Source organism: Mesorhizobium hawassense, from assembly GCF_003289945.1.
Lineage (GTDB): Bacteria > Pseudomonadota > Alphaproteobacteria > Rhizobiales > Rhizobiaceae > Mesorhizobium > Mesorhizobium hawassense.
This window is the reverse complement of the sequence record NZ_QMBP01000010.1, coordinates 129,974-146,199: the sequence shown is the minus strand read 5'-3', so window position 1 is coordinate 146,199 and position 16,226 is coordinate 129,974. Positions and strand designations below refer to the sequence as shown.

Genomic DNA, 16,226 nt, shown 5'->3' with positions numbered 1-16,226 from the left:
ACTGGCGAACGCTGCCGCTTTGCAGCAAACCTTCCTCGCATACCGGAACGCAAAGACCATGAGCCTTGCCGACGTGAAATACCTGCCGGAAACCCCGGCGCATGATGCCGAAATCGAAGCCATCAACGACGAGGCCTTCGGCCCCGGCCGTTTCGTGCTTGCCGCCTACAGGATCCGAGAGGCGGGCGGGCATGACCGCTCGATGTCCTTCGTCGCCGTCAAGGACGGCACGGTGATCGCTTCCGTGCGCATGACTCGCGTGGCGGCCGGTGCTGGCCGCGCCTTGATGCTCGGTCCGCTTGCGGTGCGCCCCGCCTTCAAGAATCTCGGCATCGGCCGCAAGCTGGTCGCGATCGCGCTGGAAGCCGCCAGGAAGGCTGGCGCGCCCGCCGTCATCCTGGTTGGCGACGAGCCATATTACGGGCCGCTCGGCTTCAAGCGCTTCCCGCGCGGGCAGATTACCATGCCGCGCCCGGTCGATCTCGACCGGCTGCTGCATCATGAAATCAAGCCCGGCGCCGTCTCCCGCTTTGCCGGCGATGTCTGTCACGCCAACACGGCGAGGATTGCCGAATTTGTCCCGGCTTTGGCACGCTCGGCCGCCAGTGAGGCGCCATCCATCGACCCGGCTATTGCGGTTGCGCCGCCGTTGCGGGCTTCGTAGCATAGTCCGAAATCCTGGGAGGCTTGCATGACCCCGAACGGCCAGATCGCGATCGTCACCGGCGGCGGGTCCGGCCTCGGCGAAGCGACGGCGCGCGCGCTGGCCGCCAAGGGCGCCCGTGTCGCCATCCTCGACGTCGGCATGGAGCGCGCCGCGAAAGTCGCGGCCGACATCGGCGGCATTGCCGTCCAATGCGATGTCAGCAGTGGCGAAAGCGCTACGGCCGCGATCGCCGAAGTGGCTGAAAAGCTTGGGCCGCCGCGTATCCTGGTCAATTGCGCCGGCATCGCCATCGGCGTGAAGACCATCGGCAAGGACGGGCCGCATCCGCTTGAGCAATACCGCAAGGTGATCGAGATCAACCTGATCGGCACCTTCAACATGATCCGCCTGGTCGCCGACCGCGCGGCGAAACTCGACCCGCTCACCGGCGGCGAGCGCGGCGTCATCGTCAACACCGCTTCCGTCGCCGCCTATGACGGCCAGATCGGCCAGGCCGCCTACTCGGCCTCCAAGGGCGGCGTCGTCGGTATGACGCTGCCGGTGGCGCGCGATCTGGCGCGCTCCGGCATTCGCGTCTGCACGATCGCACCCGGCATCTTCAAGACGCCGATGATGGCCGGCATGCCGCAGGAAGTGCAGGATTCGCTCGGCGCCTCCGTGCCCTTCCCGCCCCGGCTTGGCGAGCCGTCGGAATATGCGGCGCTTGCGCTCCACATCGTCGAGAACCAGATGCTCAATGGCGAGACCATCCGCCTCGACGGCGCCATCCGCATGGCACCGAAATAAGTCGGATGACTGGCTCGCCGACAGGCGTCGGTGCTTCCGCCGAAAAGACCGGCCCGCTCGCCGGCTTGAAAGTCATCGAGATGGCCGGACTCGGCCCGGTGCCGCTTGCCGCCCTGATGCTGTCGGAGATGGGCGCCGAGGTGCTGCGCATCGAACGCACCGACGCCGGCCAGCCGCTTCTGAGCCTGCCGGAAGAATACGATCTCGACCGCCACGGCCGTTCCATCCTCAAGCTCGACCTGAAGCGCCCGGCCGGCGTGGAACTGTTGCTGCGCCTCGCGGTCAAAGCCGACCTGCTTGTAGAGGGCTTCCGTCCCGGCGTGATGGAGCGGCTCGGCCTCGGGCCCGATATCTCGCTCGAACGCAATCCGGCGCTGATCTATGGCCGCCTCACCGGCTTCGGCCAGGACGGGCCGCTGTCTGGCCGAGCCGGGCACGACATCACCTATCTCGCTTATGCCGGTCTTTTGCATGCGATCGGCAGACGGGACGCATCACCAGTGCCACCGCTCAACCTCGTCGCGGATCAGGGCGGCGGCGCCATGATGCTGATCGCAGGTCTGCTCGCCGCTCTTTTCCACCGGTCGCGCACCGGAAAAGGCCAGGTGATCGATGCCTCGATGATCGAGGGGGCCTCGATGCTCGCGGCGCCGATCCACGCCTACATGGCGGCGGGCCTGTGGAACGACAGGCGCGGGGAGAACCTGCTCGATTCCGGTGCGCCGTTCTACGATACGTATGAGACGGCGGACGCAAGGCACATCGCCGTAGGCTGCCTCGAGCCGCGCTTCTTCGCCGAATTCGCCAGGCTGCTGCCGCTCGACGAGCGTTTTGTCGGCGGCCAATACGACAAGTCGCTATGGCCCGCGCTACGCGCCGCCATTGCCGGCCGGGTGAAGGAGAAAACGCGCGACGAATGGGCCGCGCTTTTCGCCGCGACCGACGCTTGCGTGGCTCCCGTGCTGTCCCTGGTCGAAGCCAGGTACCACCCGCACAATCGCGCCAGGCAAAGCTTTGCGAAATCCGGCGGGCTCCAGCGCCCGGCGCCCGCCCCGCGTTTCTCGCAAAGCTCGCACACGCTTGCCGCGATGCCAGCCACCGCCAATCGCGACCCCGCCGGCATATTGATCCGTTTCGGCTTGAGCGACGAGGAAATCGCGGCCCTTGCCAAGGCGGGTATACTCGGTCGATAAGCGGAGAGTAGAAATCAACTTATCTCGGGTGAGCTCGTGACCGAACCAAAAAAGGATGTCATTCGTGAAACCGACGCCGAGGCGGTCAGGCTGGCGAAAACCCTGGTCCGCACGGCGCGTTTCGGCGCGCTCGCGGTGATCGAGCCGGGCACCGGCTCGCCGCTGGCAAGTAGGGTCGGCGTCGCCACCGACATCGACGGCGCGCCGCTGATCCTGATCTCGATGCTGTCCGCGCACACCGGCGCGCTGCTTGCCGATCCACGCTGCTCGCTATTGCTTGGCGAACCCGGCAAGGGCGATCCGCTCGCGCATCCGCGCATCAGCCTGGCATGCCGGGCCTTGCGGCTGGAACGGGGATCGGCTGATCAGATGCGCGCCGAACGGCGCTACCTCAACCGCAATCCGAAGGCGAAGCTCTATGCCGGGCTCGGCGATTTCTCGTTCTTCCGGCTGGAGCCCGGGCCAGCCAGCCTGAACGGCGGCTTCGGCAAGGCCTATCTTCTCGACAAGGGTGATCTCATCACCGGCGGTGCCGTCGTCGAGGAGCTGGGCGGCAGCGAGCAGGCAGCTCTTGACCACATGAATGCCGACCATCGCGACGCGCTTGGCCTTTATGCGCGCCATTTCGGCCGCGCCGAAGGCGACGGATGGATTGCCACCGGCTTCGATGCCGATGGCATGGATCTCACCGCTTCGGATGTCACCTGCAGGATCTTCTTTCCGCAGCCTCTGCGGAGCGCGGGCGAATTGCGCTCGGTGCTGGTCGAGATGGCCAAAACGGCGCGCTCGGCGGAGCAAGAGCGATAGTTGATCGCGAGCCGGCGAAAGCAACGCTTGAGATTTAGAGGAAATGAATTACCTTTGTAGTGACGCTGATTCAGCAGCGCCAATCGACATCTGAACATTGTGGAATCAGGCGCCATTGCCCCCTGGCGCCAGGATGAGCCAGGACCCTTGGGGGATCTATGATCTCAAATAAGCTAATCGCCAATGCGGAATCGGCCGCCGCGTTTCTCACTCTCATGGGCAACGAAAAGCGCCTGCTGATCGTGGCCCATCTCATGGACGACGAAATGTCGGTCGGCGCCATCGCCGAGAAAGTGCAGCTGAGCCAGTCCGCGCTGTCGCAGCATCTCGCAAAGCTGAGGGCACTCGATCTCGTAGAGACACGGCGCGATCGCCAGATGATCTACTATTCCTGCAAGTCCGAGGCGGTACGCGAATTGCTGCGCATGCTGGAAGGCATTTTCGGCGACGGCGATCTTTCCCAGATGGCCTATCGGTTGCGTCGCGCCGGGGCTTGACCTGCGGCTCCTGCCGCTCATTACCTCGCTGACGAACCTTCGGCGAGGCCTGCATGAATATCATCCCTATCGGCGATCCCCAGGACCCGCGCGTCACCGCCTATCTCGACATCCGCGAGCGCGATCTCGTCGGCCGGCATGGCCGCTTCGTCGCCGAAGGCAAGGTGGTGCTGGACCTTCTGCTGTCGACTAGGCGCTTCGCCGCCGAGTCCGCCCTTGTCCTCGAAAACAGACTGGCCGGCCTGCAGCCGATCCTGCGCAAAGCGCCTGCCGATTTCCCGGTCTACGTCGCCGGTGGCGAGGTCATGGACAAGATCGCCGGCTTCCACATGCATCGCGGCATTCTGGCGATCGGCGTTCGTGGCGATCCGGCGCCCGCAGAGGCCCTGGTGGAGACCTTGCCTCGACGCGCGTTGGCTGTCGTCCTTGTCGGCATATCCAATCACGACAATATGGGGGCGATCTTCCGCAACGCCGCGGCCTTCGGCGCGGATGCGGTGCTGCTCGATACGACCTGCTGCGATCCGCTCTACCGCAAGGCAATCCGCGTTTCGGTCGGCGCGGCGCTGCAAGTTCCCTTCGCGTCCTTCGCCGATACCGCAACCTTTACCGCGACGCTCGACCGGCTTGGCTTCAGCCAATTCGCTCTCTCGCCACGCGGAGCCCATGATATCCGCGAGGCGGACCGTTCACCGCGCCTGGCGCTCTATCTCGGCACCGAAGGCGAAGGCCTGCCACGGGACCTTCTAGCCCGGCTCCACACGGTGCGGATCAACATGGCCGAAGGCTTCGACAGCCTGAATGTCGCGGCGGCCTCGGCCATCGCCCTGCATCACTTTTCGAACCGGTAGCGGCCTGCGGAGCAACCAGGAGGTCGAATAGCTCGACGCTTTGAGGGGTGTCGAGAATTCAGGTCGAGCCAGCCTTCTGCAAAGCCCTCACCCGGTCGGCAAGGCTGATGCCGCGCCCGCCTTGCTGCCCGTCGCTCGCCAGCGCCTTGGCGATGGGGGAATCCGGCCCGTCGAGCTTCATCGTCAGGTTGACGACCTCGGCCGCCAATTCGTACATTTGCTCGCGAAGACCCGCACTCGGGCGTGCATCGCCCGCCGCGTCGGGCATTGCCGTGCCCGACGCGGCAAGGTCGGTTTTCAACCGCTTGTTCTCCCGCGCCAGGGCCGCCAGCCTTGCCTCCAGCCGTTCGCGGTCGCCTTCCAGCTTGGCGATTGCCTTGTCGACGTCGTCACCTTGCACAACGGCGCTTGTGGCCAGCCGTGCGATGCCGTTGGCAGGCGAAATCTCCCTCGACCGTTCGCGCATCCGGGCGAGATCCTTCTCGCGCCGGTCGAGCTTTTCCTCGCGGTCGGCAAGCGTCGCCAGCAGCCGCTCGACCTTCTTGTCGAGCTCGGCCGTTTTCTTCTTCTCCGCCTTCAGCGCTTCGCGCGCGCCCTTGCTTTCCGAGGTGATTTCCTGGTTTCGCCTGTCAGCCTCCTTGCGCTGGCTGCGCAGCATCGCGATATCGCTGGCGAGCTTTTCCAGCTCCGATTCGCGGGCGACCAGCTCGATCTGGCGGTTCGACGAAGAGAAGCTGGCATCGTCATACATCTGCTCGAGCTTTTGCAGCTCCAGCGCGCGTTTCTCCAACGCCCGCTCCGTCTGCGCAAGCTTTTCCGACAGGCGGTGCAGGTCCTCCTCGCGCTGCCTGAGCTCCGCATTTTTAGCCTGCAGATCGGAGAGCGCCTGGTTCTTGTCCTTCGTCTCGACCGCCAGCCCCTTCAGGGCCTCGCGCCCGCGGCCGATCTCGACCAGTTGCTCGGCCGCCTTCTCCTGCAGGTTCTTGACGGTTATCTCCAGCCGGCGCGTCGTCATGGCGTATTCCGCCCGCACACGATCCTTGTCGGCCTGGATTTCGGCTTGCGTCAACGGCAGCGATGCCTCGAGGCGCCTGCGGGTCAGGACAACGGCCCGCCGCCACACTGCCGGCGCGACAAGCGACACCAGGAAAACGGCACAGAGGAAACCGAGGACGAAGAACAGAACCGACTGGACCAAGGCGTGCTATCCACTTTACGGAGCGGCAATCGCTGGATTGTGTCACCTTGGCATGGCGGAAATTCAACGCCGCGGCAAGGGCTTGCCGCGGCGCGATCAGCACGGTCCGAGCGGTTGTGACGGGCGGAGCCCGATCAGAACGGGTTCCAGGTCGGTCTTTCGGTGAGCTTCAGATAGCCGAGATTGACGCCGAGACGGGCGCCGACGCCGGTGCGGATCGGCACCAGCAGCACCCGGTTGCTCTGCAGAACGTTGAAGCCGACGCCGGCAATGACATAGGCGGAGCCGGCAACGCCGCCGAAGCGGTTATAGAGGCTGCTGATGTCGTCGAGATTATAGACCAGCATCATCACGCGTGATCCCTCGCCGCCGAAATCCCAGCCGAGCGACGGACCTTGCCAGAAGACCTTATGGTCGCCGGCGTTCTTGGTGTAGAGCGTCCCCTCGCCATAGGTCAGGCCGCCTATCAGGGCGCCGGATCCTTCCTCGCCCAGCAGGTAGCCGTTGGGCAGGCCGTAGGAGGCAAAGATCTTCTCGACGACGGTGGCCAGGCCGCCCGACGTTTCGCCGAAGAATTTATGACCGGAATCGATGATTTCCTGAGCGGTGTACTGTTGGGCCCGCGACGCCGAGGTCGAAAGGATCAAAGCCCCCAGGAGTGCTATGGTCATGGTGAGGACACGGACGACTGTCCGGTCGTAGTATCGGGAAAACATGCTTCCAATCTCCGTCAGGGAGCACTTTCGCCGACGCCTCGCACCCCTGCGGCTCTTGCCGGCCGTTCAGGGTGGCTATCACGGGCAAACTATGCCGTAATCCTTTTTCAACCATTAAGCTCTCACACGAAGATGGCGGATCGAAGGCTGCGTTTCCCCCGCCACGCCGGGTTTCCCCCCGCGAACACATCATTTTCGCCATCGGCAATTGTGGATTTGTTGATGCGCGCTCGGGCGCTGTGTATTCAGAAAGCATTGGAAAAGAGTGTGATTCGTGTGGGCAGGCGCGAAAACGGTCGCTCGGCCATGAATATGTGACTTAAGCAGGGATTTCGCCGATGGCCGAGCTTTTCACCCTTTCCGCGCCCGATCTCGCGGCGCTGCTGTGCAGCCGCGTCTGCCACGACATCATTTCGCCGGTCGGCGCGATCAACAATGGTCTGGAGCTGCTCGACGAAGGTGGCGCCGACGAAGACGCCATGAAGCTCATTCGCCAGAGCGCTAAGAACGCCTCGGCGCGGCTGCAGTTTGCCCGCATCGCCTTCGGCGCCGCCGGTTCCGCCGGCATGATGATCGATACTGGCGATGCCGAGGCCGTGGCCATCGCCTTCCTGAAGAACGAAAAGCCGGAGCTGGTTTGGAACGGCTCGCGCGCGCTCTTGCCCAAGAACAAGGTCAAGCTGCTGCTCAACCTCATTCTCGTTGCCCATGCGGCCATACCGCGCGGCGGCAAGCTGGTGATCACGCTGGAAAATCTCGAAACCGAGCCGCGCTTTTCGCTGTCGGCCAGCGGCCCGATGCTGCGCGTGCCGCCGAAATTCCTCGAACTGCATTCCGGCCACAAGCCGGAGGAGCCGATCGACGCCCATTCGGTCCAGCCTTACTACACGCTGCTTCTGGCGCGTGAGGCCAACATGACGATCTCGATCCACGCGACCCCCGAAGAGATCGTGCTGACGGCTGCTTAAGAAAAGCCGAAGTATCTTTATTGATAATATTTATGTTGGCAGTGCAGATCGAGCAATGCCGGCTGTGATCCATGTAACGGCGTCGCGGGCAAGGAACGCGCGATACGCCCGTTTGGAAAAACTTTACCTAACGGATTCTCAGCTTCTTTACCAGATTGGACTATGGTGCTCACCGGTTACCCGGAGGCTGCCGGTTCGGCAGATGGCAAAGAGGATCCGGACATGAAGCGCTGCCTTTTCGTCGACGATTCGAGCGTCATCAGGAAGGTCGCAAAACGTATTCTTGGCGGCTCGGACATGATTGTCATGGAGGCCTCGAGCGGCCTTGAAGCCACCGAGATGTGCGCCGGCGACATGCCGGACGTCATCGTCATCGACGGCGGTCTGACCGATGTCCAGGCGGTGGACCTCATCCGTCGCATCCGCGCCATGGAAAGCCCCATCAAACCGCAGATCCTGGTCTCGCTGGTCGAGGTCGATGTCGGGGCGATCATGCGCGCCAAGCGCGCCGGCGCCCAAGGCTATCTGTTGAAACCCTTCAACCGGGCGCAATTGCTGGAAAGCTTCCGCGTCCTGAAGATCGCCGCCTGATTCGCTGGAAGCGCCTCAAACAAAAAACCCGGCCTGAGCCGGGTTTTTTGTTTGAAATCTCTTGGATCGCTCACGCGCTGACGCGGATATCTTCCGGTTCGCGCAGCACATAGCCGCGGCCCCACACCGTTTCGATGTAGTTCTGGCCGCCGGACGCCGCGTCGAGCTTCTTGCGCAGCTTGCAGATGAAGACGTCGATGATTTTCAGTTCCGGCTCGTCCATGCCGCCGTAAAGGTGGTTGAGGAACATTTCCTTGGTGAGCGTCGTGCCCTTGCGCAGCGAGAGCAGCTCCAGCATCTGATATTCCTTACCGGTCAGATGCACGCGCTGGCCGCCGACCTCGACCGTCTTGGCGTCGAGATTGACCACCAGGTCGCCGGTGGTGATGACCGACTGGGCGTGGCCCTTGGAACGGCGCACGATCGCATGGATGCGCGCCACCAGTTCGTCCTTGTGGAAAGGCTTGGTCATGTAATCGTCGGCGCCGAAGCCGAGGCCGCGCACCTTGTCCTCGATGCCGGCCATGCCGGAGAGGATCAGGATCGGCGTCTTGACCTTGGAGAGGCGCAGCGTGCGCAGGACTTCGTATCCCGACATATCGGGAAGATTGAGATCCAGAAGGATGATGTCGTAATCGTAGAGCTTGCCGAGATCGACACCCTCTTCGCCGAGATCGGTCGTATAGACGTTGAAGCTCTCCGATTTCAGCATCAGTTCGATGCTCTGTGCGGTTGCACTGTCATCTTCAATCAGCAGAACACGCATTTCATTCCCCTTTTCTGCTGCCGGGCCGTGTCACGACCCGTCCGGGACCCGGAGCAGTGATTGCCTGAACAGAAGGTGCCACCGACTGGTTAACAAATCCTAATTTCGTGTCGTCCACGATACCAGATTTTTTAACCCCTTTCTACACCCACTTGAATCTAATAATGAATCACAGACCCAAACCGCTAATGCACCACGTTAATAAGTCCGCCTAAGTGACTCCAGAGACTCGCTGGCCGGGGGTTCCCGTCGCTGCCGGAATTTTTACCCGGCCTTAAGTCCTCGCCCGTATGATTAACAATGCCCGTAAACGAATGGTTACCGCCGGCAAAAATCTTTAGGGCTTTGTTTCCCATAGCCCGGGGAAAGCCAGGGGAAACGGGCGGCGCCTGGATCGTTCCGGGTGGAGTGGACGGTATTGCAGGTGTGCGTTTGCGGAGTATCGAGTCATGAAGTCACGTGAAAACCTCGTTCGACTGAAGCAGTTTCAGGTGAATGAGAAGCGGCGCCAGCTCTTGCAGCTGGACATGATGATCGCCGAGTTCGAGCGCATGGCCGTCGAACTGGAAGCGCAGATCATCGCCGAAGAGAAAAAAGCCGGCATCACCGACATCAGCCATTTCGCCTATCCGACCTTCGCCAAGGCGGCTCGTTTGCGCCGCGACAACCTCAGGAATTCACAAAGCGACCTCGCCCAGCAGCGAAGCACCGCCGAATCATTACTCGGCGAAGCTGAAGCGGAGCTTTCCAAAGCGGAGATGCTGGAATCGCGCGACACCAAGATCCGCGACGCCGACACGGGCGCCCGCAGCGCCATGATCGGCTGATCGCCGGCCTATTTGCAGTGATTGCCGGAGACATGCCGGCCATCTTCAGGACAGGCACCCGGCCGAATCAGCCTCGCCGCCGGCTTCAGGACGCGGCGGCCACCTCGCTGTGATCAGACGACGCTCGGGACCGGGCATCCTTGATTTCCGGCGCATGCTCCTCCGCCCAGGATCGGATCTGGCTGAGCAGCCCCGCCAGGTTCTGGCCAAGCTCCGTCAACTCATACTCCACGCGCGGCGGGATGACCGGAAACACCTGACGCCGGACAAGACCGTCGCGCTCCAGCACGCGCAGCGTCTGCGTCAGCATTTTGGGCGTGATGCCTTCCAGCTTGCGCGCCAGTTCGCCGTTGCGCAGCCTTCCGCGCCGCAGCGCGCAAACGGTGAGATAAACCCACTTGCTGGCCAGCATTTCGAGCACGGTGTGCGACGGACAGGTGCGCCGAAACGCGTCGTAGCCGAAGGGTGCGCTGTCACTATCCATAAGGTGCCTATATATAGAAGAGGTACATACTAGACAACAGAATATTACTATCCAAATGATAGCGGCACATCCATCCAACAGGAGGCTTCCATGCGTGCCGTTATCCAGAATGCCGTCGGCGGACCCGACGTCCTTTTCGTCGCCGAACAACCCGACCCCTCTCCCAAGCCCGGTGAAGTGCTGGTCCGCGTCAAGGCGGCGGGCATCAACCCAGTCGACGGCGCCGTGCGCGGCGGCTTCTATCCGCTGCTTGGCGAGCCGCCCTTCATTCTTGGTTGGGATATTTCGGGGACCGTCGTGGCGCTCGGCGCCGGGGTGACCGCCTTCGAGATCGGTGACGACGTGTTCGGCATGCCGCTCTTTCCCAAGCAGGCTGGAGCCTATGCCGAGCTCGTCGCCGCACCGGCCAATGAGATCGCCGCAAAACCCGCCACCATCGACCACGCCCATGCCTCGGCTTTGCCGCTGGCCGGCCTTACCGCCTGGCAGGGTCTCGTCCGCCATGGCGGCCTGAAGTCGGGACAACGCGTGCTGATCCATGCTGGCGCCGGCGGCGTCGGCCATCTGGCGGTGCAGATCGCCAAGGCGCGCGGCGCCTGGGTGGTCTCGACCGCCAGCTCCGACAAGTTGGATTACGTCCGCTCGCTCGGCGCCGACGAGGTCATCGACTACACGAAGGACGATTTCACCGGAAAAGCCTCCGGCCTCGACCTGGTGCTGGAGACCCTCGGCGGCGACCATGCCGGGGAATCGCTGAAGGTGCTGCGCGACGGCGGCGTCCTGGTGTCGCTGCTCAACGTCCCGGACGCGGTCAAGGCAAAGGCAAAGGAACGAAACATCCGTGTCGAGCGAGTGTCGGTCACGCCCGACCGGGAAGGGCTGGTCGAGCTTGCCAGGCTCGTCGATGCCGGGAAGCTTACGCCCCATGTCGCGAAAGCTTTTCCGCTCGACCAGGCCGGGGCTGCCCAAGCTTTCCTCGCCGCGCGGCCGATCGGCAAGGTCGTGCTGACGGTCTGAGGTTTTACAAAAGCGAAAAGGGCGCGGAACGCCGCGCCCTTTTCGTTTATGGCTACGCGGCCTAATGCCGGTATTGCTGGATCCGCGTGGTGCGCAGCCCGGCAAGGCCGTATTCGTCGATCGATGCCTGCCAGGAGAGAAATTCTTCGGTGGTGAGCTTGTAGCGTTGGCAGGCTTCCTCAAGGCTGAGCAGGCCGCCACGCACCGCCGCGACCACTTCCGCCTTGCGCCGGATAACCCAGCGCCGCGTGTTCGTCGGCGGCAGATCGGCGATCGTAAGAGGGCTGCCGTCGGGCCCGATAACATACTTGACTCTAGGTCTAACCAGATCGGTCATCGTACTCTCTACTAAAAACTCAAAGACCCAATCCCCGCCACAGTACCGCCACAGCTTTAAAAATTGCCTAAGCGAACCCTAATCACTAGGTAAGGATCGTGAACGACCGGTTAGGATATCGTTTAGGATTTGAAACAACCGCATCCAGGCCCTGATTTTGCCGATAAGCTCGTTCTGGGCCGCAAGCTGGCGCATACGTGGCGCTTGACCTATATTCCGGCCATTGGCATTGAGCGCCGCACAGTGAAAGCATCATGAACAGCCTCGATCTCCCTCGCCGCCCTGAAGAAACCCGCGTCGTCGTGGCGATGTCGGGCGGCGTCGATTCGTCGGTGGTCGCCGGCATCTTGAAGCGCGAGGGCTATGACGTCGTCGGCGTGACGCTGCAGCTTTATGATCACGGCGCGGCCACCCATCGCGCCGGTTCGTGCTGCGCCGGACAGGACATTGACGACGCCCGCCGGGTCTCGGAGACGCTCGGCATTCCGCATTACGTGCTGGACTACGAGGAGCGCTTCCGCAAGGCGGTCATCGATCCCTTTGCCGAGAGCTATGTCGCCGGCGAGACGCCGATCCCCTGCGTTTCCTGTAATCAGACGGTGAAGTTCGCTGACCTGCTCGCGACGGCGCAGGATCTCGGTGCCGACGCATTGGCGACCGGCCATTATATCCGTTCGCGCGCCAATGGCGCGCATCGCGCGCTCTATCGTCCGGTCGATGCCGACCGCGACCAGAGCTATTTCCTGTTCGCCACCACCCAGGCGCAGATCGATTACCTGCGCTTCCCGCTCGGTGGCTTGTCGAAGCCACAGGTTCGCGCCATCGCCGAGGAAATGGGGCTGACCGTCGCCGCGAAGCAGGACAGCCAGGACATCTGCTTCGTGCCGCAGGGCAAATATTCCGACATCATCGCCAAGTTGAAGCCGGCGGCCGCCAATCCCGGCGACATCGTCCACATCGACGGCCGCGTGCTCGGCCGCCATGAAGGCATCCTGCGCTACACGATCGGCCAGCGCCGCGGCATCGGCATCGCCTCCGGCGAGCCGCTCTATGTCGTCCATCTCGACGCCGACCGCGCGCGCGTCATCGTCGGCCCGCGCGAGGCGCTGGAGACGCACAAGATCTACCTGCGCAACATGAACTGGCTGGGCGACGGAGCGCTGTCGGACGTTCCGGCCGGCGGCATCGAGCTCTTCGCCAAGGTCCGCTCGACCAGGCCGCCGCGCCCGGCCGTGCTGCATCACCGTAACGGCGTGACGTCGGTCGAGCTTGCCGACGGCGAATCGGGTATCGCCCCCGGACAGGCCTGCGTGCTCTATTCTGACGACGGCAACGAGGCTCGCGTCTTCGGCGGCGGCTTCATCGAGCGCTCCGAGCGCGGCGCCGAGGCCGAGGCCATGCTGTCCAGGCTCGCGGCCAAGCCGGCGCAGATCCCCGCCGAGTAAGTTCTCAGTTCTATCGCCGCTGCTTCAGGCAGGCTCAGGCCGACGAGCCGGTATGGATCACCGTGCCGGCCGTCAGGATGCGCAGCACCCGGATTGCTTCCTCGCCATCGGTGCGCGGCTCGGCGCGCGTCTCGATGCATTGCATGAAATGGGCAAGCTCGCGCGTCAGCGGCATGCCTTCGCCCACCGGCACGTAAGCCGGTTCATTGGCCGTGAAGGCCCACTGGCCGCTGTCCTGCCAGACCGCGTGGCGGTAGACGGCAAGCTTGCGCTCCCAGGGCTCGACGTCGTCGAACACCGCCATCGCCTTGGTGCCGACGACCGTCAGCCGCCGCTCGCGATAGGGATTGAGGCGCGAAGCGAAGAGATGGCTGCGCAGACCGTTCGGAAAGCGCATGTGCAGATGCGCGAAGTCGCTGAGATTGTCGAGCAGCGCCGCCCCCTCGCCTCTCACCTCGATCGGCTCGGTGCCGGTGATGGCGAGGATCATCGACAAATCGTGCGGCGCAAGGTCCCACAGCGCATCGTTCTCGGTATGGAACTTGCCGAGGCCGAGCCGGTGCGAGTGGATGTAGCGCACCTCGCCGAGCTCGCCATTGTCGATCAGCGCCTTCAGCGTCTCGAAAGCCGGATGGAAGCGCAGCACATGGCCGACCATGAACACGCGGCCATTGTCCTTAGCCGCCTTCACCGCGCGCTCGGCGTCCGCGACCGTCAGCGCGATCGGCTTTTCCACCAGCACGTCCTTGCCGCTTTCGACGGCGCGCACCGCGGTGTCGGCATGGAATTGCGGCGGCAGCGCCATGACGATGGCGTCGATGTCGTTGCGCTCGAACAGCCTGTCCGGCTCGATCGCCAGGCAATCCTGCTCGCTGGCGAAACCTTCGGCGCGGGCGCGGTTGGCGTCGGAAACGGCATGGAGCGCGCCAAGCGCCTTGAGGGTGCGGATGTGGTTGCTGCCCCAGTATCCGCAACCGAGGACGGCGATGCGCGGCTTCATTCGCTCAAACTCTAGAATTTCATGGCCGAGACATAGCGACGTGCCCCGCCGAACTCAACCCCGGCAGATGAGCAGAGTGTCTGCCCGGCAAAGCTTTTCTGGGATGATAATTATGCTGGCGGATTATCCCGACATGTCGGCCGCTTCCAAGCTTGACAGGCTCACCCTGCCAACCTTATATCCGCGCGACCTTGGCGAACGCCTTGAAATACCCGTCCATTGAGGATGGTTTTCAGGCCATTTGCCGCCCTGGCGGGGTAGCTCAGTTGGTTAGAGCACGGGAATCATAATCCTGGGGTCGGGGGTTCAAGTCCCTCTCCCGCTACCACCATACCCCCCGACGCTCTGACGCCGTTGGGGAAGGCTTTCTCCCCTAGGAGTGCCGTCAGACGTCCGGCGATTTCTACTTCGACTCCGCCGAGCCTTGATGGATCTCGAAAAACGGTCACGGTTTCGATCAAGTCCCGCATCGCTTCCGCGGATTCGGAATCGCCGGCCATAAGGCCTTTAGCAAGTCCGGCCCGCAGTTGATTCAATTGTTCTTCGTAGCGTGCCAACAACGCAGGATGCAGTGCGATCACGCTGGCCGCCGCGGGCACCTGATTCAGTTCCGTCACAATCGCTTTCCGCTCTTCATTCAGCGTTGTTGATTGCGGTCCCAAGATTGCTGGATCGCCATGGCCCTTGGCGATGGCGGTGACCAGCCGGTCGATCTCGCGCGACAGTTCTCCGAGCCGTCGCTCCAGGCGAGCACGCCGTGCATCGGTATCGGCTGCCAGGCGCCTTCGTTCCTCTTGATAGGTCTGGACGTAATGGGCAATTACCTCAGGGTGGCGCAACTCGGCGGCGAGGCCGGTCAGGACCGCAGTCTCGACGGTATCCAGATAGAACGTCTTTGGATCAGCGCAAATTCCGCTTTCCGTGGCGGCGGAACAGCGGATGCGAACACGCTTGGTCTTGTCGATACCCTTTGACGACATACCCGCTCCACAAGCACCACACTTAAGGAGTCCCGTCAGCAAGTGCTGCGGTCGGCGCTGATGGCTTGGATGGGTGATTGCCCGCGCCTTCTTCCTTGCTCGTACCGCATCGAACAACTCAGCCGAAACAATGGCAAGATCGGGAACTTCGACGGTTTGCCACTCGCCCTTGGCATTTGGACGCGAGACACGCTTCCCAGTATCAGGATCCTTGACCATTCGGACCCTGTTCCAGATCAAGCGACCGGCATACAGTTCATTCTGAAGCAGCCCGGTACCTCTTTGCACATTGCCATTGATAGTTGAGGCGTTCCAGGTTCGACCGCGAGGAGGCGGCACGCCATCTTTGTTGAGTTTGTGGGCGATATCGCGTGGCGTCTGACCCTCGACATACTCGCCAAAGATGCGACGCACTATACGCGCTTCCTCTTCTACGATCATGCGCTTCCCAGGATCGCCCAACACGTAAGCGTAACCGTAAGTCAATCCCCCGGCGTGAAGGCCATTTTTGATCCGCCCTGCTTGGCCTCGGCGGACTTTGTGAGCAACGTCCTCACGGTAGAGTTGGCCGACAAGGCCACGAAGCCCGACCAAGACCGTATTGACCACACCCTCGTGAACGGCACGGATTTCGATGCCCAGAAATGAAAGCCGCTTGTGAATGCCTGCAAGGTCTTCCATGTCGCGAGAGAGCCGATCGAGTGCCTCCACGACGAGCACATCAAATTCGTGCTCACGGGCTTGGTCCATGAGGTGGAGCAAACCATCGCGTCCCAACACCGAACCGCCGGAGCGAGCTCGATCGTCAAATGTTGCGACAACGTTCAGCCCCTCACGTTCAGCGTACGTTCGGCATAACGCGACTTGATCGTCTATCGACCGCTCATTCTGAAGATCGGTTGAAAAGCGTGCGTAGATCACGGCTCGATTCATGATGTGCTTTCTCGGCCTGTTGACGCGCGTGATCCTCGCGGGCGGCTTGGCGCGCGAGAGCGCTTGCGAGACGAAGAATCGCCCTATCAGGCGGCCGATGCAAGGCCTGATTGTGGATTTTCACTACCATTGCGCGAAGTGCTCGGTACGGCTCGAGAATGGC

At 62.7% G+C, this 16,226-nt stretch carries 18 protein-coding genes and 1 tRNA gene; 12 read left to right on the top strand and 7 right to left on the bottom strand.

The annotated features are described in order from the left end of the window. Window positions 1-58 precede the first annotated feature (58 nt). The 6 genes from DPM33_RS21050 to DPM33_RS21025 all read left to right on the top strand — a co-directional run bounded on the left by DPM33_RS21050 (window position 59) and on the right by DPM33_RS21025 (window position 4,801). On the top strand, window positions 59-664 hold the full coding sequence (locus DPM33_RS21050) for a GNAT family N-acetyltransferase (RefSeq protein ID WP_112099355.1): 606 nt from the start codon (window positions 59-61) through the stop codon (window positions 662-664). Window positions 665-691: 27 nt separating this feature from the next. Continuing rightward, window positions 692-1,453: a 3-hydroxyacyl-CoA dehydrogenase gene (locus DPM33_RS21045; protein WP_112099354.1), complete on the top strand. Its 762-nt coding sequence runs from the start codon at window positions 692-694 to the stop codon at window positions 1,451-1,453. Window positions 1,454-1,458: 5 nt separating this feature from the next. Further along, window positions 1,459-2,646, top strand: coding sequence for a CaiB/BaiF CoA transferase family protein (locus DPM33_RS21040; RefSeq protein WP_112099353.1), 1,188 nt, complete (start codon window positions 1,459-1,461; stop codon window positions 2,644-2,646). 36 nt (window positions 2,647-2,682) lie between these two features. Continuing rightward, complete coding sequence (locus DPM33_RS21035; RefSeq protein WP_112099352.1) at window positions 2,683-3,453, top strand: HugZ family pyridoxamine 5'-phosphate oxidase; 771 nt, start codon at window positions 2,683-2,685, stop codon at window positions 3,451-3,453. Between the two features lie 158 nt (window positions 3,454-3,611). Continuing rightward, window positions 3,612-3,950: an ArsR/SmtB family transcription factor gene (locus DPM33_RS21030; RefSeq protein ID WP_112099351.1), complete on the top strand. Its 339-nt coding sequence runs from the start codon at window positions 3,612-3,614 to the stop codon at window positions 3,948-3,950. Window positions 3,951-4,003: 53 nt separating this feature from the next. Further along, window positions 4,004-4,801, top strand: a complete 798-nt coding sequence (locus DPM33_RS21025) for a TrmH family RNA methyltransferase (RefSeq protein ID WP_112099350.1) — start codon at window positions 4,004-4,006, stop codon at window positions 4,799-4,801. 58 nt (window positions 4,802-4,859) lie between these two features. On the opposite strand, the gene DPM33_RS21020 is transcribed toward DPM33_RS21025, so the two are convergent. Together DPM33_RS21020 and DPM33_RS21015 are read right to left on the bottom strand one after the other, a co-directional pair. Then, a complete protein-coding gene (locus DPM33_RS21020) occupies window positions 4,860-5,999 on the bottom strand; it encodes a coiled-coil domain-containing protein (RefSeq protein ID WP_112099349.1) in 1,140 nt (379 codons plus the stop codon). Window positions 6,000-6,133: 134 nt separating this feature from the next. Beyond that, on the bottom strand, window positions 6,134-6,670 hold the full coding sequence (locus DPM33_RS21015; RefSeq protein WP_245442297.1) for a DUF1134 domain-containing protein: 537 nt from the start codon (window positions 6,668-6,670) through the stop codon (window positions 6,134-6,136). A 383-nt stretch (window positions 6,671-7,053) separates the two neighbouring features. Between DPM33_RS21015 and chpT the strand changes: the two genes are divergently transcribed. Beyond that, complete coding sequence (gene chpT, locus DPM33_RS21010; protein ID WP_042640350.1) at window positions 7,054-7,683, top strand: histidine phosphotransferase ChpT; 630 nt, start codon at window positions 7,054-7,056, stop codon at window positions 7,681-7,683. A 222-nt stretch (window positions 7,684-7,905) separates the two neighbouring features. After that, window positions 7,906-8,274, top strand: a complete 369-nt coding sequence (locus DPM33_RS21005) for a response regulator (RefSeq protein WP_112099443.1) — start codon at window positions 7,906-7,908, stop codon at window positions 8,272-8,274. 70 nt (window positions 8,275-8,344) lie between these two features. Here DPM33_RS21005 and ctrA read toward each other — a convergent pair whose 3' ends face one another. After that, window positions 8,345-9,040 (bottom strand): response regulator transcription factor CtrA, encoded by a 696-nt coding sequence (gene ctrA, locus DPM33_RS21000; protein ID WP_006203583.1) that lies wholly within the window; start codon window positions 9,038-9,040, stop codon window positions 8,345-8,347. Window positions 9,041-9,489: 449 nt separating this feature from the next. Here ctrA and DPM33_RS20995 point away from each other — a divergent pair, with 449 nt between their 5' ends. Next, complete coding sequence (locus DPM33_RS20995; RefSeq protein WP_112099347.1) at window positions 9,490-9,867, top strand: flagellar export protein FliJ; 378 nt, start codon at window positions 9,490-9,492, stop codon at window positions 9,865-9,867. Window positions 9,868-9,952: 85 nt separating this feature from the next. On the opposite strand, the gene DPM33_RS20990 is transcribed toward DPM33_RS20995, so the two are convergent. Next, complete coding sequence (locus DPM33_RS20990; protein WP_112099346.1) at window positions 9,953-10,351, bottom strand: winged helix-turn-helix transcriptional regulator; 399 nt, start codon at window positions 10,349-10,351, stop codon at window positions 9,953-9,955. Window positions 10,352-10,441: 90 nt separating this feature from the next. Here DPM33_RS20990 and DPM33_RS20985 point away from each other — a divergent pair, with 90 nt between their 5' ends. Further along, window positions 10,442-11,368: an NADP-dependent oxidoreductase gene (locus DPM33_RS20985; protein WP_112099345.1), complete on the top strand. Its 927-nt coding sequence runs from the start codon at window positions 10,442-10,444 to the stop codon at window positions 11,366-11,368. Window positions 11,369-11,429: 61 nt separating this feature from the next. On the opposite strand, the gene sciP is transcribed toward DPM33_RS20985, so the two are convergent. Continuing rightward, window positions 11,430-11,705 carry a CtrA inhibitor SciP gene (sciP, locus tag DPM33_RS20980; RefSeq protein WP_006203587.1) on the bottom strand — a complete coding sequence of 92 codons (276 nt, stop codon included), beginning with the start codon at window positions 11,703-11,705 and terminating at the stop codon, window positions 11,430-11,432. Between the two features lie 254 nt (window positions 11,706-11,959). Here sciP and mnmA point away from each other — a divergent pair, with 254 nt between their 5' ends. Next, a complete protein-coding gene (mnmA, locus tag DPM33_RS20975) occupies window positions 11,960-13,150 on the top strand; it encodes a tRNA 2-thiouridine(34) synthase MnmA (RefSeq protein ID WP_112099344.1) in 1,191 nt (396 codons plus the stop codon). Window positions 13,151-13,184: 34 nt separating this feature from the next. On the opposite strand, the gene DPM33_RS20970 is transcribed toward mnmA, so the two are convergent. After that, complete coding sequence (locus DPM33_RS20970; RefSeq protein ID WP_112099343.1) at window positions 13,185-14,150, bottom strand: Gfo/Idh/MocA family protein; 966 nt, start codon at window positions 14,148-14,150, stop codon at window positions 13,185-13,187. A gap of 251 nt (window positions 14,151-14,401) precedes the next feature. Here DPM33_RS20970 and DPM33_RS20965 point away from each other — a divergent pair. Next, a tRNA-Met gene (locus DPM33_RS20965) sits at window positions 14,402-14,478 on the top strand. Here the strand turns inward: DPM33_RS20965 and DPM33_RS20960 are convergent. Further along, a complete protein-coding gene (locus DPM33_RS20960; RefSeq protein ID WP_112099442.1) occupies window positions 14,435-16,063 on the bottom strand; it encodes a recombinase family protein in 1,629 nt (542 codons plus the stop codon). The genes DPM33_RS20965 and DPM33_RS20960 overlap by 44 nt on opposite strands. Between the last annotated feature and the right edge of the window lie 163 nt (window positions 16,064-16,226).